The organism is Flavobacterium chilense (assembly GCF_001602525.1).
Classification (GTDB): Bacteria; Bacteroidota; Bacteroidia; order Flavobacteriales; family Flavobacteriaceae; genus Flavobacterium; species Flavobacterium chilense.
Genome location: NZ_LSYT01000006.1, coordinates 237956 through 260411, shown reverse-complemented (window position 1 = coordinate 260411; position 22456 = coordinate 237956). Strand labels below are relative to the sequence as shown.

16 protein-coding genes and 1 tRNA gene are annotated in these 22456 nt (G+C 34.0%); 11 read left to right on the top strand and 6 right to left on the bottom strand.

Features of this window, described 5'->3' with window-relative positions; all coding sequences use genetic code 11:
• Window positions 1-158: 158 nt before the first annotated feature.
• The 7 genes from A4F88_RS14995 to A4F88_RS14965 all read left to right on the top strand — a co-directional run bounded on the left by A4F88_RS14995 (window position 159) and on the right by A4F88_RS14965 (window position 11223).
• On the top strand, window positions 159-2570 hold the full coding sequence (locus tag A4F88_RS14995; protein WP_068843460.1) for a hypothetical protein: 2412 nt from the start codon (window positions 159-161) through the stop codon (window positions 2568-2570).
• Window positions 2560-6582, top strand: a complete 4023-nt coding sequence (locus A4F88_RS14990) for a hypothetical protein (RefSeq protein ID WP_068843459.1) — start codon at window positions 2560-2562, stop codon at window positions 6580-6582. The genes A4F88_RS14995 and A4F88_RS14990 overlap by 11 nt, the downstream gene beginning before the upstream one ends.
• On the top strand, window positions 6579-7823 hold the full coding sequence (locus tag A4F88_RS14985; protein WP_068843458.1) for a 5'-methylthioadenosine/S-adenosylhomocysteine nucleosidase family protein: 1245 nt from the start codon (window positions 6579-6581) through the stop codon (window positions 7821-7823). The genes A4F88_RS14990 and A4F88_RS14985 overlap by 4 nt, the downstream gene beginning before the upstream one ends.
• Before the next feature lie 165 nt (window positions 7824-7988).
• Window positions 7989-8207 carry a hypothetical protein gene (locus A4F88_RS14980; protein ID WP_068843457.1) on the top strand — a complete coding sequence of 73 codons (219 nt, stop codon included), beginning with the start codon at window positions 7989-7991 and terminating at the stop codon, window positions 8205-8207.
• Window positions 8208-9011 carry an ATPase gene (locus A4F88_RS14975; RefSeq protein ID WP_068843456.1) on the top strand — a complete coding sequence of 268 codons (804 nt, stop codon included), beginning with the start codon at window positions 8208-8210 and terminating at the stop codon, window positions 9009-9011.
• Between the two features lie 845 nt (window positions 9012-9856).
• Entirely contained in the window at window positions 9857-10222 is a 366-nt protein-coding gene (locus tag A4F88_RS14970) for a type II toxin-antitoxin system MqsR family toxin (protein ID WP_068843455.1), read from the top strand.
• Window positions 10219-11223 (top strand): type II TA system antitoxin MqsA family protein, encoded by a 1005-nt coding sequence (locus A4F88_RS14965; RefSeq protein WP_068843454.1) that lies wholly within the window; start codon window positions 10219-10221, stop codon window positions 11221-11223. The genes A4F88_RS14970 and A4F88_RS14965 overlap by 4 nt, the downstream gene beginning before the upstream one ends.
• Before the next feature lie 298 nt (window positions 11224-11521).
• Here A4F88_RS14965 and A4F88_RS14960 read toward each other — a convergent pair whose 3' ends face one another.
• A complete protein-coding gene (locus A4F88_RS14960) occupies window positions 11522-12337 on the bottom strand; it encodes a hypothetical protein (RefSeq protein ID WP_068843453.1) in 816 nt (271 codons plus the stop codon).
• A gap of 176 nt (window positions 12338-12513) precedes the next feature.
• On the opposite strand from A4F88_RS14960, the gene A4F88_RS14955 reads away from it, so the two are divergent.
• Complete coding sequence (locus tag A4F88_RS14955) at window positions 12514-12948, top strand: hypothetical protein (RefSeq protein WP_068843452.1); 435 nt, start codon at window positions 12514-12516, stop codon at window positions 12946-12948.
• Window positions 12949-13445: 497 nt separating this feature from the next.
• Window positions 13446-13533: transfer RNA gene (locus A4F88_RS14950), tRNA-Ser, on the top strand.
• 170 nt (window positions 13534-13703) lie between these two features.
• On the opposite strand, the gene A4F88_RS14945 is transcribed toward A4F88_RS14950, so the two are convergent.
• From A4F88_RS14945 to mobA, 4 genes are all read right to left on the bottom strand, one after another.
• Complete coding sequence (locus tag A4F88_RS14945) at window positions 13704-13985, bottom strand: MerR family transcriptional regulator (protein ID WP_068843451.1); 282 nt, start codon at window positions 13983-13985, stop codon at window positions 13704-13706.
• A gap of 44 nt (window positions 13986-14029) precedes the next feature.
• A complete protein-coding gene (locus A4F88_RS14940) occupies window positions 14030-14455 on the bottom strand; it encodes a hypothetical protein (protein ID WP_068843450.1) in 426 nt (141 codons plus the stop codon).
• Window positions 14456-14820: 365 nt separating this feature from the next.
• The gene (gene mobB, locus A4F88_RS14935) at window positions 14821-16107 is read right to left on the bottom strand and encodes a conjugal transfer protein MobB (protein WP_068843449.1); all 1287 of its coding nucleotides are present in this window, start codon (window positions 16105-16107) and stop codon (window positions 14821-14823) included.
• Window positions 16104-16535 (bottom strand): conjugal transfer protein MobA, encoded by a 432-nt coding sequence (gene mobA / locus A4F88_RS14930; protein WP_068843448.1) that lies wholly within the window; start codon window positions 16533-16535, stop codon window positions 16104-16106. The genes mobB and mobA overlap by 4 nt, the downstream gene beginning before the upstream one ends.
• Window positions 16536-17914: 1379 nt before the next feature.
• Between mobA and A4F88_RS14925 the strand changes: the two genes are divergently transcribed.
• Both A4F88_RS14925 and A4F88_RS14920 read left to right on the top strand, forming a co-directional pair.
• A complete protein-coding gene (locus A4F88_RS14925; protein WP_068843447.1) occupies window positions 17915-19435 on the top strand; it encodes a MauE/DoxX family redox-associated membrane protein in 1521 nt (506 codons plus the stop codon).
• 94 nt (window positions 19436-19529) lie between these two features.
• Window positions 19530-19799 carry a hypothetical protein gene (locus tag A4F88_RS14920; RefSeq protein ID WP_068843446.1) on the top strand — a complete coding sequence of 90 codons (270 nt, stop codon included), beginning with the start codon at window positions 19530-19532 and terminating at the stop codon, window positions 19797-19799.
• Between the two features lie 53 nt (window positions 19800-19852).
• Here A4F88_RS14920 and A4F88_RS14915 read toward each other — a convergent pair whose 3' ends face one another.
• On the bottom strand, window positions 19853-22456 hold the full coding sequence (locus A4F88_RS14915; protein ID WP_068843445.1) for a S9 family peptidase: 2604 nt from the start codon (window positions 22454-22456) through the stop codon (window positions 19853-19855).

Here is a 22456-nt window from a genome sequence, read left to right as displayed (position 1 = left end):
AATTGATATTTTTAGAAATTAATATATCTTTAATTAAATTTTTAAACATTGAATAAAAATTTAGCAGAAAAACTACTATACTCTTTTGTTCTCCCTGTATATACAGCAGAGTTAGTCCATTATTTTTTTTATTATTAATCTTTGCCACAATCGCTATTATGTCATTAAATCTTGTTTCCCAATACAAATTTACATCTGATATTATCATTAATGTAAATGCTTCTATCGATGCGACATTTATTGAAGAATTTGTTAAGGAATATAAACTTCTACAAAAAGAAAAGGCCAAAAAAGGTTCAGGTTTTACTGTAGCTTCAAGAATACTAAAATTCAATATTCTAAATAATAACTTTAGTGATGATGAAGATTTTGACCTTATGTTTTTATCTTATCTGGTATTAATAAAAGAGGATTTTCCAAATCTGAATATACAAATTGATTTTGTAAATTTTGTTGAAACGGGAGTTTCAAATGCATATTTGTTCAAACTTACGCAACATCGTACACATCTATTAATTAGCTGCCAACGAGAAATCTTTAAAATTCTTAAAAAAGGTACCGTATTTAACAGCGAGAAAATTTTACAGTCCTCATCCTATATACCTCCTATTTTTATTTGCCAGGAAACATTTACTGACCTTTTTGAAAAGAAAACCGCTTTAAATGATTACAGTACTGAAATTTCCAACCTTATCGATGAAAACAAATCACAGCTATCCTTGATAGAACAGCAGAAAGAAACTGTACATTCGTTCATTCAAGATCAGTATTCTTTTAAGATTGGAAAAATTGAGAATTGGTCTTCCCGTCAGTTAAGTTGCCTGTATCTTATCAAATCTCTTTCAGAGTTATTTATCTTACCCTTTTTCATTAATTTAACAATAGGAAGAAAAAATGATTATCAAATTGGTAAAACTATAATTGAAACTCAACATGACAAACAAAATACAAAATTATTCCGTGAGGGAGTATTAGCTACACTTCAAAGTAATGGCGTTTTTCAGTTCAGTGATGTGGAATGCTACTTTTTTTCACTTATCATCCAAAACAGTGAATTATTTAAAATCCCTACAAGTATTTCCGCTATGTACACTCAGATTGAAAGTCTTTTATCAGTCGATGAAATAAAGAAGTCTAAAAGTCATCTAAACAATAAAACATCTGAAAAATATCTTAAATCCAAATTCATTGAAGTATATATCTATAATCTTATACGCATCATAAACTATGTTAAAGATATTTCATATGGCTTGAAAGAACTTGCAAAAAATATCATTGAGCACAGTGCATACGAGCGCAATTCAGGATATGGGATGCTTACCGCAAGATCTTATTCACATGAAAAAATTAGTTTGTTAAAAAACATTACTCCAAAATGGCTCAAAAGATATGAGGACAGACATAAGTTTATGGATATCAATCTTATTGACTCTGGACTTAAAAGCGTAATAGAGTCTTATTCCGCAACTTTAGATCATGAAATAAATAATCTGCAAAGTAGTGATAGCGAATTTAAAGATGATCTAATTGATGCCTATAAAAAGGATCTTAATCAAATTGGCAACTATATGTTGAACAACCTTTTTAATTTCGATTCGATCAAATTAATGCACCAGATAAACAGAACAAAAGCCAGATTAGGGCTTCTCATATTTTCACAGACTATACTTTACGAAAAAAATGCATTTGTTAGCCTTGCATCAAACAGTATAGATAACGATGACACGGTAGGTTTCTTTTTATTTAAAGATAACCAGAGTATAGTTAATGAGCCCAACCATAATTTTCTTGCAGTTGGCACAAGTTATAATTTTATAATTCCTCTAAAAGAAATGTTCGAACGAGAAACCAGCTCTGGAACTGATGAAAACGACAAATCAGGATCATCGTCTTCCGTGTATAGGGAACTCCACGAATTTGCAGATGGTACTAGACTAAAAAATCTCTCCATTAATCGAATCTATGACGGATTTGATAAATATTCAAAAATTGAAATTCTAAAATCAGAATGCAATGCACTAGCACTAAAGGATGACATTTTACTCATCGATGCATCGTTATTAGGAGAAATTTTAAATAATTCCAGTGACTGGGTAAGATTTCTAGCAAGTCTGCAATTTGCTGCAGATTACCAGAAAGATATTATTATTTTTAATTTTAATGTTGACTTATATCTGGAAATAATCAACATTCTACGAATTTTTGATAACCATATTAGCAGCGGCTTTTGGCAGGTTGACAGGTATGTTTTATTCTTTCTACCAATTGATAATTTTAATGGCGATATTTTTTGGTTTAATAGCATGCTCTGTTCAACTGAATATTCTTTCTTTAGAAAAATAAATGAAGAGATTGGGGTTTATCACGAAAATCTATCCAAATTAACTAGTGACCAAGTCGTTTATGGTCCAGCTGATCACAGTATAATTACCAGTCAGATGTTCTCAACAAGCAAAAAACTACTAAATTTTGAACTTTTAATAAGAAACAAAAATGGAGAAACATTGTTTGAGGAAACTTTGCGGTCTTTAGTGAATGTCGAAATTAATGATACAGTAAATGAAAATTAACAAAGAGGCATACTTTCGAAAAATTACCGGATATAAAATTACAAACTCACACTTTGAATTGGGTTCTAATCTTCATATATCCGATTATTACTACACTAAAAGGCTTTTCTACAATAGCTTCTATACCAATCGTTTCGCTTTTTTAATAGCACGCTACGTAGTACTGCAGTTTGAAAAGTTGATCGATGATATAAATAAAATTCCTTCACCCGGGTTAAAGGAAAAAACAATTACATTGCTCGGCTACGAAAACTATAGCGAGCTTCTTGTAAGCAATGTTCGTAAAATGCTTAATGATTATCTTAAATTGCGAGGCTTGGAACAAGTCTGCTTCAACCATGAAATATTTACAAAAGACAGCCTATTTCTTAAAAATCCAGAAAATATAGGAAAGAACATTATATCCATTTTTCCAATCAGCACAACCTTCTCCACATCAGTTAAGATCCTAAATGAAGTACGGGAAATCCTTAGTGAAGTGCAATTTAAAAATGTAGACGTTATTTTCCACAATCCAATAATCAACTGTTTGATAATTACAAACAGAAATCTTGAAAACTCCGTGGTTATCGCAGAGAAAAGCATCGAACATGGATTCGGTTGGGAAGAAGTATCTGTTGATTCAAAACTGATAAAAATAAAAAATTTCGATTTCCCAGCAGAAAAAATCTATCAAAAATATTTCATCAGCCTACCAACAGAATGGCAGAAAATAAATGAATGTTCACTATGTTATCCCTTGATTAAGGCAGATGAAAAATGTCTGTTTGAAACCAAAACAGATCCAGTAACGCCAAATCTAATATTTAACTATCCAAAAGCAGTTTTAAAAGAAAAGGACGATAACGCTTATCATCTTTTTAAACCAGGACCGTCAAAGGAACCTATCGTATATAGAAAACATTTTGTTAAACATGGTAATAATTTTATTTATTATATACGAGCTGGAATATTCCTCAAAAAAAACAAAGACTCAATCGAAAACTGGCTTCGCTTAAAAAAAGATGAGTATCACTTTTTGAATGAAAAGAATATAGTCCTGATCACGCCCTCAAAAGGTTCTAATTCAGGTTTTGTCAATTTGGTCAATGAAATGTTGTTTTCCGAGACGGCAACAATTATACAATACAATCCATCAGAAGACTATTTATATAATTTTAAGACATTTTATTCGGGAATTCTGGAACTTGCAGACTATGTAATTTTTGTAGATGACATTTTATTTACCACAAATACTTTCTCGGAAATAAATTATTACGTAAAAAGCGTTACAGGAAAGAAAAAACTTCTGGGAATTGATCTTTGTTTCACCCTTATTAACCGAGCAGGTTTTTACAACAATAAAAAGCTTTACGAACTCAATGAAAATGAAGAGTTTAAGGTTCATAGCTTTACAAGTATAAATGTCGCGCCCATTTTACATCGCAAAACCTATCCGTATATTAAACTAACTGAAAAATTTAAAGACCTTTCGGACAAATCGGTACTGGATGAAATGAGGATTCATTTTAAAATTAAAGAAAATGACTTTAAAGCTGTCGATCTATCTAAAACATTTCACAACCTTGAGAGTTATGCTACTTCTAAAGCTTTCTTCCAGTTTATAGTATTGAACGAATTCAATAAGATTTTCTGCTATGATTCCTCTTCTAGTAAATACGTTAGGGAGCTATTTATAGCAAATATCTTTGAAAGTAATGATAAAAACAGTGCGCATAATTTGATAGAAGAACTTCAACAATCAAAAGCGGTCCAATCTTTTCTTTATGACCATCCTGAATATAAATATGAACTGAAAAATAGTCTCTACAAAATCTGCTGCTCCGAGCCATTTATACAATTTAAGAATATCAGACAGATTGCATTTTCGTGGGTGTTGATTGACCTTAAGAAACTAGCAGATTATATACTAAGCTTCGACAAGGTGATACCTGAAGATTTTTTTCAAGCTAAGATAAACGGAAAACCAACACGTTACAGCCAATACCATGAGTTTAAGTTTTTGCTCAAAAGAGGTACAAAGCTTAAGATGAACTATATTTATTCCATTGAAATCCTTTCGGCAATTGAAAAAATTCTCGAAGGAATTAAGATCTACAAATTAATTAAATATTACAATCTTGTTCCTGACCCTCACCCTCTCACTTCATTGTTTGATGAAAAATTGGAGTCAGCTACCAAAAATATACTTTCTGAAGGCGAGCAAAAACCCATTTATCAGCATCAGCTGATTGTATATTATATTGGTCTCTTGCAAGAACTGATAATTGACCATGAATCTAAAGCTTTACAGACAGTCATAAATGTAAAAGCTATCATCGACAGACAGATAGCATTATTCAGCAAAAACCTAAAAAACAATTATGATCCCGGGTATATAAACTTATTAAGGATGCTCGTTCTTGAAAATACATTCATTTTCAATAGCTCTTCAGAAAAATTCCTCAAAAAGAGCAATCTAAAAATTTCACTACATGATCTTAAGAGCATAACCAAAACAGCAATTTTTAAAGGAGAACTTTTTGATTTTGCACAAAATTACAGCTTTGCATATACCTCAAAAATGCTGTCAAGAATTGAAAAAGAATCGCCTCAACAAATAGCTTTCACAAATGATCTTCCTATGTTTGAATCATTTTCCAATATGCTATTACTTAAATCTGCCCTTATTTCTGATAGATCGGATAATGGAAGCAGTACAAATACAATAAAACAAAAAATTGAGACGATATTAAACTACTGCAGTAGGATTTTGAATATTGAAAACGGCGGTGCGTTTTTTGCTGTAAAATACAAAAACAAAGCTTCAGAAAAAACAAAAGAAGATGATGTTAGTATCGTAGGAGATTTTTATACTAGCTCAGGCAGCTTTCTTAAGACATCTGATATAAATTCCAAAAGTATTCTATATCATGTTTTTAATGGCATAAAGGAAAAAAAAAGTGACAGATCGCTTTCTTCCTTCGAATTGTCTTATAATACTGATGGCAAATATGTATTTATTGAAAATGAAACCCTAAACAACGATAATGTAAATAATTTGTTTGAAATTGAAGATGCCAACTTTCGGAATTATTACTATCTGCGAATTACGCAGATAAAAAAATACAAAAGCAAAAAGTTTGCAGCAGTTCCTATTGCTGTGCTTTGCTTCTATGATAACATTACAGTGCCCGAAGATTCTAAATTTATACGATTCGATCCCAAAAGGATAAGGCAGTTGCTGCTACTCAGAAACGACTTAACAAATTTTATAAATAATCAACTCAATAATGACAGCCTTAGAGCCTATATTGAACAACAGAACCAAACTATTATTAATAAAGCTATAACGCATAGCTTTGATACCTATGTAAATCAGTATAAAAGAGCAGTAACAGAAATTGATGACGAGTATTTACAGAACAAGTTTGAAGTTCTAGGCACTTTAATTCTTAATAAACATTTACTACTGAAATTTATAGCTGAATTCCTTAAGGATAATAATCTTCAGCGTACATTACATGAGTTACGTTTATATGAAACTACAATAAATGGAGTTGAGTTTAAAAAAATGATAACATTGTATTCGAAGCTGATATTTAATATGGAGCTGAACAATCATAGCAGAATAGATATCACTAATGTAGATCTTATCGTTATGATCGAAGATGATTATGAAATTCAGCTTTATGAATTTTTCTATAGAGAACTAATATTTGAAATTTTTTACAACATTCGTAAATCCTATAATGCATATGTTGAAAACAATCGAAGACTAAAAATAGAGATCAGCATAAAAAACAGTAAAACCTGTTCCTATCTAACAGTGAAAAACAACCTGTATAATCTTCTATCAAAAAACAAAAAGACAAAAACACAGCTAGAAAATTCAATGTATAATCGTAAAGAGAAAAAAGGAATAAGCTTGATAAACACTATCTCCGAAATATTATATCGTGAAAACTGCATCTTATTGCTAGACGGAGAAAATTTTGAAATTCAAATCCCAATTAATACAAAAAACATATGATAAAACTTTTACTTATTGAAGATAATTATGATGATTACAAAGTACTGCATAATATCTTAATGGAAAATTATGATGATATTGAAATCTATCCTGGAAATATTGATGAACATGATTTATTGAGAAAGAATTTTCGAAAATTATTTTCTGGAGAAACACTTGTCTGTGAGGAGGCTGAAGATTACTTTGAAAAATTGCAGGTTAATAAATTTACTGGAGTTCTTTTAGATTATCAGCTTGATGAAGGCTGCAAGAAAACAAATGGAATTCAGTTTTACAAAGAGGCAAAACTCAATATCCCGGCACTAATTCTTACCAAATTCACAGGTGTCGAATACTTCAATGTTGAACAAGAAATCAAATCTGAAAACTTAGAGCACTTAATTTTCCCATTACAGAAAGGACTTATAACTAACATCTCACAGTCGCAGAAGAAATTCTATATCAGCAATATTAATGAGCACATTTTGAAAATCCAACCTGAAGTAAAGAATCAAGGAAAACTTAATAGCCAGCCGCAAATAACCAAAAAAGTTTTGGTCGTTACCACAACCAAAATTGAAACGACAGAATTTCAGACAAGGATGGAAACTGAAGGTCTGGAACCCAGATTCTCAACAAAGGACACCTTGACTTTCTGGCACTATGGAATAATTAATAACATCGATATAACAATGATCAAACTCACAGAAATGGGATCTTCTAAGAGTGGTGGATCTGCAATTTCAATTATGAATTCCATAACGCACCTTAACCCGGATTTCATCATTATGATCGGGATTGCGTTTGGTCTGCGAAAGGATAAACAGAAAATCGGAGATATACTGGTATCTAGGGAACTTCAGGATTATGATTCACAGAAAATCTCCGAAGAAGTTACAATAGCAAGAGGACACAGAATTCCAGCAGGTCCGACCTTACTTAACCGTTTTGATAATGCCGCGATGGTCTTTTCCTCCCATGAAGTGGAATTTGGACAGATTTTATCAGGCGGGACTTTAGCCGATTCTAAAAAGTTTGTAGAAAAGCTGAAAGAAATTTTTCCGGAAGCTATCGGCGGAGAGATGGAAGGCGCAGGACTGCAATCAAGCTGTCAAGATAAATCCAAAGAATGGATTTTGATCAAAGGTATTTGTGATTGGGGATTCGACAAAAATAGTCCCTCAAAAAATGCTGATCAGAAAATTGCAATTTCAAATGTATGTGATTTTCTTTTTTTCACTTTCAAAAAGTTTAGTTTTTAATTAAATCATTTCCTAAATTTTATTTATGGCCAGTAAACTTTGACTAGTTTTATTTGTTATTATTTGAAAAAGTACGATATGACTATTCTAAAATTTATATCACCTTCAAATTTTTAAAACAACTAAATTTTGGGCAATGATCTTTTTTGCGTAAATTGCATCATTATGAGAAAAGCAAAAAAAATAAAATATATAAGCACTAGAATGGTTTCCCGAAAATCAAGAAGTGCATTTCAAGAAGGCGCAAAATTTGCTATGCGAGTAAATGGTTATGTTATAGAAGCCCATGATGGATGGGTTGTCAAAAAGTTTTCTGATGGAAGAATTGAAAAAATGAAAGAACTTGATAACAACAACCAGGATTTAGAACTTATTCTTGATTAGATGACTAAGAGATTGAGGATTTTTGCTGGTCCGAATGGATCTGGAAAAAGCAGTATAATTAGGAAAATTATTAATACAGATGTTCAAGAGGGAGTAAAATTAGATTTTGGCATTTACATAAATGCGGATGATATTGCCAAAGACCTTTTGAAAAAGGGATGCGGTTTCTCAAAATATGAAATAAAACTTGATGAAAATGAGTTTTATCAAATCGTTTTCGATTCAGGATTAATTAACGATGATTTTGACAAAAGCAGGTTTGAAAAATGTATATCCATACAAAAAAACAAGCTTACTGTTATAAAGGAGGCTGCTTTAGAAAAAGAGGATAATCCTTATGAACGAATAGCGCAAATTATTGCAGATTACCTGAGGAAAAAATTACTCTCCGAAGAAAAAAAATTCTCATTTGAAACGGTATTTTCTCATCAGGGAAAAGTCGAAATAATCAAACAAGCGAAAGAAGCTGGATATAAAGTATATTTATATTTTGTTTCAACCGAAGATCCTGAAATTAATGTTTATCGCGTCAAGGAGGTTAGAGTTGCTCAGAAAGGACATGACGTGGATGAACAAAAGATTAGATCAAGATACTATCGATCTATGGATCTATTGTTTGAAGCAGCACAATATTGTTATCAATGTTATTTTTTTGACAATTCTAAAAATGGTCACGACCAGACAATGTTTGCGCATTTTAAATTAAACGCAGAAGGGGAAAAAGTATGGGATAAACTTGATCAAAAATCATATCCCGATTGGTTTAAAAAATACTATTCTAGCAAAATCATCCAAAAAAAATAAATTGCAAATATGTGTAATTACTTTTACACTTGATTAAGAAATGAGAAATATTATTTGCTGCATTATTAATCTCTTATATGGCTGTCAAAAAATCATTTTCCCATGGAATAATCTTTTTTGGTATCCTTCTTTCAGTAATCTTGTATTTAAGAAAAGGACTCCATAAAAACTAGTTACATCGCAACTTTAAGAATAGTTAAATAAAATATATCCTTTTCCTATCAAACAACTCTTAAGATTTGAAATTAACGTGAGGGAACCCAATTTTCCTCCAATCAAAAAATAAATATAATCTTGGACTTCATACTTTTTTTACATAAAAAGTTAAGGAGAATTTTCCTCCTGTATAAGTTTCATGCGATAATCGTGGTACAATGATTTTTGACAAAATAAAAAGTCTGCAAAATCAGTGGCTTTGGAGTTCAGCTTCGAATCGGATGTATATTTCTTTTTTTAGGAAATTAACCAAGTTATCTTTATGTTGCGGAGTCTGAAGCTCCTGTTTTTATTTTCTACTTCTCAATGTTTTTTTTTACAAAAACAAATTGTATATATCCACAATTGACTGTTGTCTAAGTGAAGTCACAAGTCGATTTATTTCGCACAGTACATTTGCAAAAAGCAAAACCTTAGTAAAAACAGTACTCCTTAAGCTTAAGTTCAAAACTGTATTAGATTTTTATGCTATACAATTCACTATTCAAATTTGATGTTTTTATTTGGAAAATTCAATAAAAATAACTAACTTTAAAGTGGCATAATTATTATTTATTTATTAATAATCAACTATAAAGTTGTATTTTTAAATATTAATAGATATTTTTGCGACTTGTAAAATCAAAATTATGTCTACTAAAGCCATTGTCAAGTCTTTTTTACAGGAACTCAAACAAATAATAAAGACATGGGATATATTTTTTGTCAATAGACCCAAAAACAGCGTGCAGGATTTAGCAGACTTAGGAATTACCGCTAATTCCAGAAAAGAAATAATTGCTCAATTAGAAGTTGAAGATTATTGCAAAGGACCACTACCTGAAACCCAATTTAATGGAAAGGAATTATGGGTTTTTGGAAAAATTATTAAAAAACAAGAAGTTTACATCAAACTAACCATATCAAGCGCCACCAATAATGCCATTTGCATTTCATTTCACAAGGCAGAGGACCCTATGGAATTCCCGTTTAAACAAGAAATAGAAAAATTATGAAAAGTCCAATTACAGGCAAGGAAATGACCTTGAGAGCCAGCACAAGCCGTCTGGTTTTCCGTAAAGAAGAGTTTGAATATTTTCATTTAGGTTATTATTGCGAAGACAGCGATGAGCTGTTTACTACAACAGAATTAGATGAGATGAATCTAAATCAAGTTTACAATCAATACCGAGCCAAACATAACATTCTTTTTGCAGATGAAATTATAAGCATCCGAAAAAAATATGGGTTATCCGCAAATAGGATGTCCCAAATATTAGGATTTGGACCTAACAGCTATAGAAATTATGAAAAGGGAGAAGTTCCTAGTATGGCTAATGCTAATTTAATTCAGACAATATCAGAAGACTCAAATATATTTAGAAATCTGGTCCTTAGAAGTAGTGATCTGGAAGATGGTGAAAAAGCCAAAGTGCTTGCTAAAGTAGATGCAGCAATAGAAATTGAACAGGCTTGCTCAGATGAGAATAAATACGTAAGCATGCTGTTTGAAAATATGCTGCCAAATGTTTTTTCTGGATATAGAAAACCCAACATTCAGAAATTTTCTGAAATGGTAGTATATTTTTCTGAAAAGCTACAGCCAACTGTAACTACAATGAACAAACTTTTGTTTTATGCAGATTTTTTAAATTATAAAAAATCTGCCTATTCAATAAGTGGGGCTAGATACATGGCTCATAATTATGGTCCTGTTCCTGTACGATTTAATGGATTGTTTGATTATATAACAAACAAAAGAATGGTTGATACTCAAATTGAGGCTTTTGGAGAGTACGTTGGGGAGAAATTTGTTTTACCGCCAACAAAATCATTTAATCAAGATTTATTTAATGAAATTGAATTAGAATCACTACAGACGATTGCGTCTACATTTTCAAAATGTAATGCTAGCCAAATTAAAGACATTAGCCATCAAGAAAAAGCCTGGATAGAAAACGAGAAAGGCAAACGCAAAATCAACTATAATTATGGATTTGATCTGATTCACGTATAAACCTAACTTTATCATCCAATTTCATGCTTTGAACTAATGCAAATATTTCAGTAGCTGCCCAGTAATGGCAAGCAGTACACATAAAAAAACCGCAGTATTTCTACTGCGGTTTTCGTAATTAAGAAATATTGTTAAAGTTCGACTGCTAAAAGTTCCGTAATAGCATGTTTCTCCTGAACAGTCTTCGAGACCTACCATAGTCCTGATGAATAATTAGTCATCTTGAAATCTCCAATGGTCTCGGCATTCCTGAAGTCTAATTTAATCCCTTCGAGCAGGAAACAACAAGAGTATTAAATTAACGTATCTTTAGAATGCTCGAATCCGGAAAATCAATATCCAGAAATTTCTTGATCATAGCCGTGACGACATCAATGCGAGTCCCAATTATTATATTTCTATTTTTAGTGGACCAATCGGTCATTATCGCAGTCAGTTTAGGTTTTATAATTCCAGCTGCTAGATCCGATGGATCGGTGAACCATAAGCCGCATCCACTGATGCCGTATAGGTCCGGACCCGTGCCGTAAGTTCCTTTGCTGCCGTCATACACCTGTTTTCTATTATACGTCGCCACAACGTTCACGTAAGGATTTCGTCCAAACTCTTCGTAATACTCGGCTCCGATGGGAGCTGTGAAATGGAATAGTATAGTGATACCGAAAATATCTGTTTTATATTTGACTTTTGCCTTGCTGGCGGGAAACCCCAGAAATGAATAATATTCCCAAGGCTGGAAGATGTGGTTGACGGCCAGATCCTCGGCCTGAACAAAACTGTAGGACCTCTTGATATGCGGCAGGCAGTCGTCGTCCAATCGGAGGACTGCAATATCCAGCTCATCCTTTTCGCGATTCTCTGTCCGATTGATGTAGGTATCGCCTCCCGGATAGATTATTTCATACTCCTGGGACAGGAAAATGAAAAACTCTCCGTGCCTATCCATAACATGGGCGGCCGATACAAGGAAATAGTGCTCCTGAATCTGAATAAATACGCCTGTTCCATGGGCTTTATAGTTGGCCTTGTCCAGCATGATGATGCAGGTGCAGCTCTTCATCGCTCCCACACTCGCAAACTGCAGGTTCCTGTACGCTTCTGCCGGTGTTTCCATAAAATGATTTTAGAATTGATAATTTGCCGTTTCCGTTTTGGATTCAAACCAATAATAACCAAGCATTTAACCCATTAACCCTCAAAATCTGCTGTTTCAAACAGTTAATCAATTTGCAAATATGAAAACTTTTTCGTACTTTTGCAATATAAAATTGAACCAGACAAATACCTGGTTTGAACGTTCATACAATTATTGTACTCTTAGCTTCCCTTCTCCTAGAAATAGGATATGACTGTGAATCTGTTAAACATTTCGATAAAATCATCGCAACGACAGAACAGCACCAGACAGATGCTTCAGCAAATGTCGAAACAATTGAACACGTGTCATTTGAAGATGAATCACTTGAAGAAATAATATTTGAAGAACAAATATTAGATAATCAAACGTTAGTTAATGAAACATTTAACAACGAATCTTTAGATAACGAACCTTTAGATAACAAAACGGTGGATATCGAAATGCCAAATGGAAAAATTTTCGATAACAAAGCCTTAAAAATTGAGACGAAGATGAAGAAAAAAACTTTAAAAAAAGGAACTGCAGCAGGTCAGTCAAAAACTGCAAAAAAAAGAACAGTTAAGAGTACAGTCGAAGTTCATCCCTAGTTTTTACAAAGTATACGAAAGGCTGCCATTTGGCAGCCTTTTCTTTTAGGAATAGCCAACAATCGAACCTTCTTATTTCTAATAAAGCATAATCTACTTCAGCAAAATCCGATTTGCTACATCCCTCTTTTTCTGGTCGATCACTCTAGCGGACATCTGCGTTGTCTTGAAATTCCTATGCCCAAGTATCTTTGAAACCGTAAAAATATCCGTTCCACACGCAATCTGGAGCGCTGAGTTATCTCTTACTCATCAACTTATAATTGACATATTTTAAAAAACCAAGGATACATTTTTTGTTTAACAAACTTAATTTTATTCTTAATTATTATCCTAAATTTTATATCAACAATATGACACACTTTTTGATCACTCTAATGTTTTACTTGCTTTAGGATTTATTACTATTTTCTGAATAAATATTATCAAAAAAATTTTTGCAATCGAAAAAACATCCTATCTTTGCACCCGCAATGAGAAAATGATTGCGTCTTACTGGAGGAATGGCAGAGCGGTCGAATGCGGCAGTCTTGAAAACTGTTGACTGTAACAGGTCCGGGGGTTCGAATCCCTCTTCCTCCGCCAAATAAAGTCCGAAAAGTGACTTTAAAAAATAAAAATCCTTTAAACATCAGTGTTTAAAGGATTTTTCATTTGGAATGGAATCGAACCCTGCTTGAAAAACAGTTACCATTGTGGTTACCCTCTCTATTTTGTGTTGCTTTTTAAATCTGGGTAACTGGATAAATGGTGGGTTATGATTGGTTGCTTCTCAGTATTTTATCGATCTTGCCGCTGTCATATAAAAAAATGTCTCCCAGCTTAGTATAGGGCAGAATTCCGGTCTGTCTGTATTTAATAATAGTGTTATTGGACAGCCCAAATATCTTTTTTAAATCTTCATTTCTGTAGTATTCAGGTCTCAAAACTTTCCCCTGGCTGATTTTTGAATCAATTGTTTCCATTTTTGCCAGCACAGGCTCTATCAACTCCTTCACTTTCATTACATAAGATTGCCACTTTTCTTTCTTCATCATTGGTGAGTTTTTTACTTAGTTATTAGTTTTTTCTACTTTCCATTCTACCAGCTCTCCAGCCTTCTCTTACGCTCCTGCATTACTGCAATAAATTCATCTAAAAATTTAATCTGTTTTACCTTATAGGTATAGCCTTTACATTCGGAGAACTGTCTGCTGATCGACTTAATTTTCGACTGCCCACCCTCATCGCCGGCATATGTGAAATTATTTTCGAGAAAAAACTGAAACTTGCTTCTATTATTTTTTTGGTCTGCAGTATCAAAAAACAATAAACCTTCATCCATCAAAACATAAAACAGCTGGGCAAAGTCAATTTTGTTATAACAGGATTTACATTTTTCATTTGAAGAAATGGATTGCATTTTGTTTTCCCGGTCACTTACACTAATTAGCTGTTCTACTAACCGGAGCCTTTCATCAAATTTTAATATAACATTCAAGCACTTTATTAGCTTACCACTTTTCATTGTCTCTAAAATTTAGTCACCATCCTGTAAATGAAAATATACACTGCTGCGTTTATTTTACTCCTTGTTATATACATGAAATATTTGCACCTATAAAACTTACGTATGTATTTATAAGACAAATATAAAAATGCTTTTTGAAGTCAATCGGACTATAGTCATTGTTTGCTTTCTTTGTCTTTCAATGGCATAACGTTTATACCAATTTGTTTTTCAGGTGATGCCTGAAGGTAGGTTATCTGTTGAAATAAAAAATTAAAAAAGATCGCAGACTGATTAAAATACTAAATCACAGGATTTTTTTGCAGCCTTTCTTTTATTGAGTTCAGGTTGTTCTTTTATGAGAAGGAAACGCAAATTTATACCTACAATCTTCTGCGTTTAACCTTTCGTTTCATCCTATTGTCAAATGCCTGTTCCTCGTAATCCTCTGTCTGTGCGTGTGGCAATAAACCGCCCAATACGTCAAAACTGTTTTGTTCATAAGTATGGGATATATTTTCCTTTCTTAAAAAGTCAGGCATGTTAGGCGATTGGTCTATTTCTGTTTTCATAATAACATCTTTTTCGGAACCACAGCTTTTATGTACGGGATTTTCTGGTTTACTACTATTATTCCACCAGTCGTTAAATGAATTGGCCGAGTGGTTTTTGCCAAGCTCTGATCCGTTCCAAACACTGCGGGATTTGTGGTCGATAAAAGTTATGCCATAGATACGCCCTTCAGCATTTCGGCGTATCACGAAATTCATACCCTGTTCTAATAGTTTTTTCTTAAATTCAGATTCGTTAGAAACAGACTGCATTACTGATTCGATCCTGCTTTTAACTGATTGTTTAGGCGGACTATCTTTTAGATTTATCCTGCTTCGCTCATAGTGGGATTGCAGCTGTGCTAATCCTGCACTTTTACCAAACAGCGAAGCCTTAAAGGGAATGCTTATTTTTTCTCCCTTTTCATTTAACGCAAAATATACCAATCCCAGTTTTGGAATTCCATTATATTCGCCTTTCACTTCCTGGGCAGTAATCTTAAAAAGAGAAAGCAATGCATTATACGCCCCAAAAGTTTGGAACTGGTAACATTTAGGCAGATGTCGCAGTATCGAAGCCATCTGGCTTTTTATATCGCCAGCCTTAAAATCAACAGACTTAAATATTTGGTCGTGCGCTTCTTGCTTTTTTTCTATAGCTGATATAAGACCGTATTGTTTTTCCAGCGTCCTGCAGACAGCCATCGAGCGCCTTTTTTCAAATTTATCGGATATTTTCCTCCCCTCCGCATCCACGCAGACAGATACGATATGGATATGCGTACGGTCAATGTCAGTATGTTTGAATACGACAAAAGGCTGATTTCCGTAGCCCATCTGACTCATATAGTCTTGTGCCATATTCTCAAAATCAGTATTACTTACATTATCTTTCGGATCTGGGTTCAAGGAGATATGAAGTACAGGTTTCTCCGTTTTACGATTAGCCAATAAGTGTAATTCAAAAGAACGGGAGAGCTGTTCTACGGAATAATTACCATCAGGGGATTGGATTATCTTTTGGGTAAACAAAACCTGTGCACTTTCTTTTTCAAGTTTTTGATAATTATAGGCTAATGCTCCGTACAAACTGCTTCCTCTTCCTATTTTTGCTATCATTTTTTTAGGTGTTTTTCTTCAAATTCCGCTGTAAGCTGTATTATCTTTTGAGCTAAAAGAGCAAATTCCATTGTTTGATTTACCAATTTGTAGAGATACACGGGAGCTTTCTTTTCGGAAAAATTACGGTACATAATCTTCACAACCTGATTGTAATTAACCCCAATAGCCCGAAACTGTCCGAATAAGGCAGTTAGAAGTATGTAATAATCCATTGTTGCTTTATCAATCTTAACTGTCTTGATCCCTTTTTGAAAAATACACGCTGTAATAAAATGTGCCATAACATTCATGCCCGAGCTCTCAAAAAGAATCAGGAATCGTGCATTTTCCTCAGCGGTAAGACTGATAGAATAGCGATGGACAGCAGGGTCATCTTTAGGATGTCTGCCACCTTTACGGGGATTGGCTGTACTTTTGTTTTCCATTCCTATACGTACTAGTTATTATTTAAAAATAAAAACCAATATATTTTATTATCAGTAACTCCTCTTAGATTTGGAAATCTTTGGAAGCATTTGGCCTGATGTGTCTCAAAAGAAAGGATAGATATTTTTACATGTAACTTTATTTTTTTAATCAAAGAAACAATAAAAAGAAAACCAAGGTAGGACGTGCTGGATCAGCCTGACCAAAAGACTACGGCATAATGTTTTGCTCGCGTGCGCACAAAACACCCTTCGGGACTTATTCCGTTTCCTTTTGGTCTGTCTGCATCCCGTCCTTTTAAATTGCTTTCTTTTTCTTTTTTCCGTTTTTCTGTTTCTTTTGGAAATATATGTATGGTTTTATACAGGTAGATAAGGCTTTAACTGAAAGCTTATTTGCGTATTTACATAAAGGAGCATTTATGTCTTTACGTAAAAGCATAAATATGTAAAAGAGTAAAACTGTAAATACATATCTACATCAGTACAGTTCTACAACTTCATTTGCTCACAGGTTTACAAATAGCTGTACATCTGTCTATACTTTTAGCCTTATGCACATAACCAAATAAGTATGAGCAGTTGTAAATGAGTATGTAAATTTTATTGTACATAGCAATATAGTTACAATTCAGAGAAAAACTAAACTTAAGATATTTGGAATCTACTAGAAAAGATTGAAGTTAGAACTGCCAATACTATTATGTTTTTTTTAAGCCTTAAAGGTTGATTTTAAAAATTAATTATAAAGCATGAAATACCTGCTAAATTTAAAAAGGGCATCAAGCCCTTTCAATTAAAACTATTGCAATAATATTTTCGAGAGAAAATAGCAAGTTGTGTTTTGAGCTGCTTGAAATACTTTCCGCAGCTCAAAACCACTTGCCCTGCCGGGGGCTGGAAAACACCTCCGAAGTCGGCGTTTATTAGTTATATCCATAGTTTTATCTTCCGGCTTTCTTTTTTTATAAGTTCTTTATTCACTCAGTTATAAAATCTGGACATACTTTCAGATTCTCAATATCTGATATTCAATAAAGCTATTCATAGGCTTCTAATATTATAAATAAGCACTTTTTTTCCAGCAATTAGTCTGGGATTTGCCAGCCTTTTATTTGCGTTTAGATTTGAGAAGAGTATAAATTTGATAGCTTTTGATAAATTTTTGGATCATTTTTCGTAATAATCAGTCGGAGTAATTCATATCATTCTACTCCTATTAAAACTGATAAAATGAGGATCATTAAAGAGAAGATTTTAAAGATTGTCGATTATAGTATGAATTTAATTCTTTATTGACAAGTTGTAATCCCAAATCGACAACAGTTTAACCAATTAATTTACAGAATTTTACATTATAATTTTTCAATTACATCGCCATGAAATTTAGCCCACAGCATAAGTATATTTTTATAGAAGTAATTTCCTTTCTATATATCCTGTTATTTGTGTATGCGGCAATAAGTAAATTGCTCGACTTTGAAAATTTTCAGGTTCAATTAGGACAGTCACCGCTGGTTAGTTCCTTTGCAGGAATTGTATCATGGGTTGTACCAATTATAGAACTGCTGATTGCTGGATTACTGCTGTTTTCTTCAACGCGGTTCTTGGCGCTGTGGGCCGCATTCAGCTTAATGACCATTTTTACCGCATACATTTTTATCATTTTAAATTACAGCCCATTTGTTCCATGTTCCTGTGGAGGAATTTTAGAAAAGATGGGATGGCAGGAGCATTTTATTTTTAATTTTGTTTTCATGATCCTGGCCGCAGCAGGTATTCTGATACTGGCCGGTATGGTGCCAAAAGTGCATCTTATTTCAAAACCTGCTGCACTGGCCAGTGCCTTTTCTGTGACTACATTATTTAGCATTGGTCTTGTTGCTTTGCTCTTTATACTATCAGAAGACATAATTCATCACCGCAATAATTTTGTACGGAGATTTCCCAAACACCCGACTACTGGCAAAAAAACAATCCTGCTTCCACACGCAGCCTATTATATTGCCGGTTATGACAAAGGACAGATTTATTTAGGCAATCGTGCTGAACCGCTGGCAGTGACTATTTTTGATACGAGTCTTGTTGAAAAAAAGACAATTCATATCAATCTTCCAAAATATAATTTTCCTTATACTGTACCGCGTCTTGTTGTAAATACCCCCTATTTTTATTTTAGCGACGGGAGCGTGCCCTGCATTTTTATTGGAGATACTGTCTCATGGAAAGCAGAGCTTAAGATGTATGGAAAAGCATATTTTTCTATCCTAAAGCCAATTGATAATAACAAAGCAGTTATCAGGGCCATAGATTCTAAAACAAAAAACAATACGCTGGGACTTTTTAATTTTAATAACAATACAGCATTAAAACTTAACGGCGGGCTGCTGCAGAAACAGGTAGACGGTGTATTTGATACTGACGGATCATTGCTTTATAATTCCCATCTGGATAAGATAATTTATACGTATGCCTATAGAAATGAATTTCTGATAATTGACTCTAAGATTGGAAGTCATACTTCGGGGCATACCATTGATACGACTTCGCGAGCACAGGTTTCGGTAGCCAGCATTAAGTCAAAAAACATCAAGACTCTGGCCAGACAGCCTAAACTAGTGAATAAACTCACTGCAACTTTCGGCAATTATCTTTTTGTCAATGCAGCTCTCATTGGAAAATACGAACCTGAAATTATGTGGAAACAGGCTTCCATAATAGATGTATATAATGTAAAAGAAAACACTTATGCATTTAGTTTTTATGTATACAATTTAGAGGGTCGGACAATGGATGAATTTGTGGTTTTAAACGACAGGATTGTTTCGCTCAATGGAAGACATCTCACAGTTGAAAAATTAAAAACCAACTATTACAAGCCCTTTTACCCATCAAGATAAGATCAGCATTTATGCTTTTAAAATAAACTGTACAGTCCAGGGGAAGGTCGAAAACCTGAAAAAGAGTAGACCGTTAACATTAAATTTTAATATTATGAATAATAAAGTTTTAAGACCGGCGCTTTCAATATCAGCAATCGCATTTGCTGTATTTGGGGCCTTTGCATTTTCAGCTGTTCCTGAAAAAGGAAAACTGATAGATGTTTATGGGCATAACCCTTTAGAGGATTGTGATGTTACAACAGTACAATGTAGCACGATACAAAATCCTAATGTTTGTAGAGTTAGTTCTGGAGGACAGCAATTGTTCAATATGAGCAGTCCGACTGAATGTAACGTCGAATTATACAGAAAAATCAATTAACTAATTTTAAAAAAGCAGGAGGTTTTTAATCTCCTGCTTTAGTAATTATAGATTTAAGGGATGCCATTTGTAAGTGCCTCCTTTTGTTCTTTCAGATAATAGTCAAACCAGTTCCTAGTTTTTATTGTCAAGTCTTTTTGAAGTTCAGGGGTGGCAATAGTATGCGCCTCATTCTCATAAAGAATAAAAATATTCCTTTTTCCAAGTCTTCGAAGTGCCATATGAAATTCGGCAGACTGTGTCCAGAAGATAGTCGGATCTTTTTTCCCAGCCCAGCTCAGCAGCGGTGTTCTGCAATTCGCTGCATTTGGAAATGGCGCGTCTCGTTCGTAAGCTTTCCAATTTTCAAAAGGTGAAAATGGCATTCGCCCCTGCTGCGATTCAAACCGCCATGCATTTGAACGCGGTATGCCAGCTGAATGCACAAAATAGCTGCTTATAGTGTTCATAAGTCCCGAACCGCAGACGGCTGTAGCAAAAACATCGGTCTGGGTAATGATAAACGAAGTCTCATAACCTCCAAAGGAATGGCCGATAATTCCAATATGATTTTCCTGAACAATTCCCATCTGTTTTACAATGTCCACCGCACTAAGCACACAATTAAGGGCAGACCTTCCAGGCTCTCCCAATTTATAATGTATATCCGGCAACAGCACCAGATAACCATCCAGAAAATAGCTTGACGGTGTAAAGCCAATCGGCCCATATTCTGTGGGTATAGAATAATTATTAATTTCCTGGGACTGTCTTTCATAAACATGAACTACCATCGGATATTTCTTTCCCTTTATGTACCCTGCAGGTTTGTAAAGAATCCCCTGAAGATTTTTGCCTTTTTTATCGCTGTAAGCGATCATCTCAGCCGTTCCCCATTTGAATTTAGGGGCATGAGTATTGGATCGAAAGAGTACTTTGCTTTTCTGCTTTCCTGAAACAGCCATTAATTTTGGGGCATTTGAAGCTGACTGCTGGATGTAGATGTACTGTTCAGCATTCTTTGCTTTTTGCATCCTGCTGTTTCCGGAATTCCCAAACACCAATTCTTCTAATCTGCCATCGGTATTCCATTTATAATAGCCGCTGGATCCATCTCTGCCAACAGCCTGCAAAACCAAACCCGAGGAAAAATCAAATTTTCTGATCAAAAATTCATCCTGAGTAGGCTTTTTGATAACGGGATATAGATCCAGACAAATTCTATAGGTAATCTTATGCTTTCTTCCATTGGTAATTCTTCTGGCTTGTCTTGAACTGACCTCAATCATCCAGATATCGTACTGATCATACGCTATAAAATATTTATCATCAGAGGACCAGCCCGGACTGCCATACGGCGCAGGTGGACCCGCATCATTTTGAATACTATCAATCATAGAGACTGGGAGATTTTCTGTTAGATTAATATGCTGCATTTTAGCAATATCGAAACCCTGCCAATTGCCATTGCAGAAATAATGTATAAAATTTCCAGTGGAAGAACCTCCTATCATTCCAACTGCTGTTGACTGCTTCTCTAAAATTAGATGCTCTGCTCCTGTCTGGATATCTTTTACATACATGTCAGCCGGAGCGTAGTACTCGTATTGCGGTTCATATTTCAACAAATTGTAACACAATGCATGTTTTCGATCAGCGGTAAGGATTGTTTGTGGATTCTCGATTGTTCCGATCTTCAAAATTTTACCATTAAAAGGCGTCCATACAGCCGTTTTTGGTAAGCGATTAGGATCTCCAGACATTTTGTTCTGGGTATATTCCAGCGCTGTAGCAGAATCCCATATTTCATAAGCTGTAGTTTTTTGCTCCTGTTCAGGGCTGATATAACTGAAAAATATACTTTTACCGTCTTCTGAAAACCTCAGCGCAGAACTTGCTCCATATGGGGTTATATTCTCCATCGACAATATTTCTGTTTCCCTGCTGTCAAGAATAGCATTTGTCCCCGATGCTGTATCATGATAGAATATTCTGTGATTTTTGGCAGTTTGCTGCGGGTTTTTAATCTCCTGAAGAAAAGAAAGAAATTCACCGCTCTTGCTCCAGAATAGTTTTTTAAATCCTGCATCCTCATCCTGTGCAATGGTCTTTTCTATAAATCCATTTTTCGGTTTTAAAAGTCGCACTTCATAACCAGTACTTATAGCCAAAATGCCAGAACTATTGATAATGAACTCTATGACATCATTGAAATTATATTTTTTGCAGGTGGATAACGCAATTATCGTCAAGTAATCAGATGAACCATTCTTATTTAATAAAGCCAGGAAATTTTCTTCACTATTGAATTCGTGACGAATCACATCCTTGAAATACTGTTTATTACCGGTGATAAGGTCATTCAAAACTAATCCTTTTTCCGGATCTGAAAATGTGAGCCACCTGCCATCACTGCTAAAACGCGCATCAGAACATTTAGGAAATGACAGTCGCTTAGCAGATTTTATATCCTGTACAAACAAGGTATCTACGCCGTAATCATAATGCAGATTATAAGAAATCCATCTGCCATCTGGGGATAATGTCTCTGCTTGTATGGAGCTCCATTTTGCATAGTCAGCAGCAGTTACCAGCTTTTTTTGCTTTTGTCCATACAGGGATAACGCTGTAAAAAGCAGCGCTATCCAATATCCGGCTTTGTTGAAAAACGTCCTCAT

Excerpts from the sequence above, each read along its gene's own strand:
- A4F88_RS14960 (WP_068843453.1), bottom strand. The coding sequence starts at position 12,337 with ATGGAAACACCGGCAGAAGCGTACAGGAACCTGCAGTTTGCGAGTGTG.
- A4F88_RS14970 (WP_068843455.1), top strand. The coding sequence starts at position 9,857 with ATGTCTACTAAAGCCATTGTCAAGTCTTTTTTACAGGAACTCAAACAA.
- A4F88_RS14915 (WP_068843445.1), bottom strand. The coding sequence starts at position 22,456 with ATGAGGACGTTTTTCAACAAAGCCGGATATTGGATAGCGCTGCTTTTT.
- A4F88_RS14975 (WP_068843456.1), top strand. The coding sequence starts at position 8,208 with ATGACTAAGAGATTGAGGATTTTTGCTGGTCCGAATGGATCTGGAAAA.
- A4F88_RS14990 (WP_068843459.1), top strand. The coding sequence starts at position 2,560 with ATGAAAATTAACAAAGAGGCATACTTTCGAAAAATTACCGGATATAAA.
- A4F88_RS14995 (WP_068843460.1), top strand. The coding sequence starts at position 159 with ATGTCATTAAATCTTGTTTCCCAATACAAATTTACATCTGATATTATC.
- mobA (WP_068843448.1), bottom strand. The coding sequence starts at position 16,535 with ATGGAAAACAAAAGTACAGCCAATCCCCGTAAAGGTGGCAGACATCCT.
- A4F88_RS14985 (WP_068843458.1), top strand. The coding sequence starts at position 6,579 with ATGATAAAACTTTTACTTATTGAAGATAATTATGATGATTACAAAGTA.
- A4F88_RS14965 (WP_068843454.1), top strand. The coding sequence starts at position 10,219 with ATGAAAAGTCCAATTACAGGCAAGGAAATGACCTTGAGAGCCAGCACA.
- A4F88_RS14980 (WP_068843457.1), top strand. The coding sequence starts at position 7,989 with ATGAGAAAAGCAAAAAAAATAAAATATATAAGCACTAGAATGGTTTCC.
- A4F88_RS14940 (WP_068843450.1), bottom strand. The coding sequence starts at position 14,455 with ATGAAAAGTGGTAAGCTAATAAAGTGCTTGAATGTTATATTAAAATTT.
- mobB (WP_068843449.1), bottom strand. The coding sequence starts at position 16,107 with ATGATAGCAAAAATAGGAAGAGGAAGCAGTTTGTACGGAGCATTAGCC.
- A4F88_RS14945 (WP_068843451.1), bottom strand. The coding sequence starts at position 13,985 with ATGATGAAGAAAGAAAAGTGGCAATCTTATGTAATGAAAGTGAAGGAG.
- A4F88_RS14920 (WP_068843446.1), top strand. The coding sequence starts at position 19,530 with ATGAATAATAAAGTTTTAAGACCGGCGCTTTCAATATCAGCAATCGCA.
- A4F88_RS14925 (WP_068843447.1), top strand. The coding sequence starts at position 17,915 with ATGAAATTTAGCCCACAGCATAAGTATATTTTTATAGAAGTAATTTCC.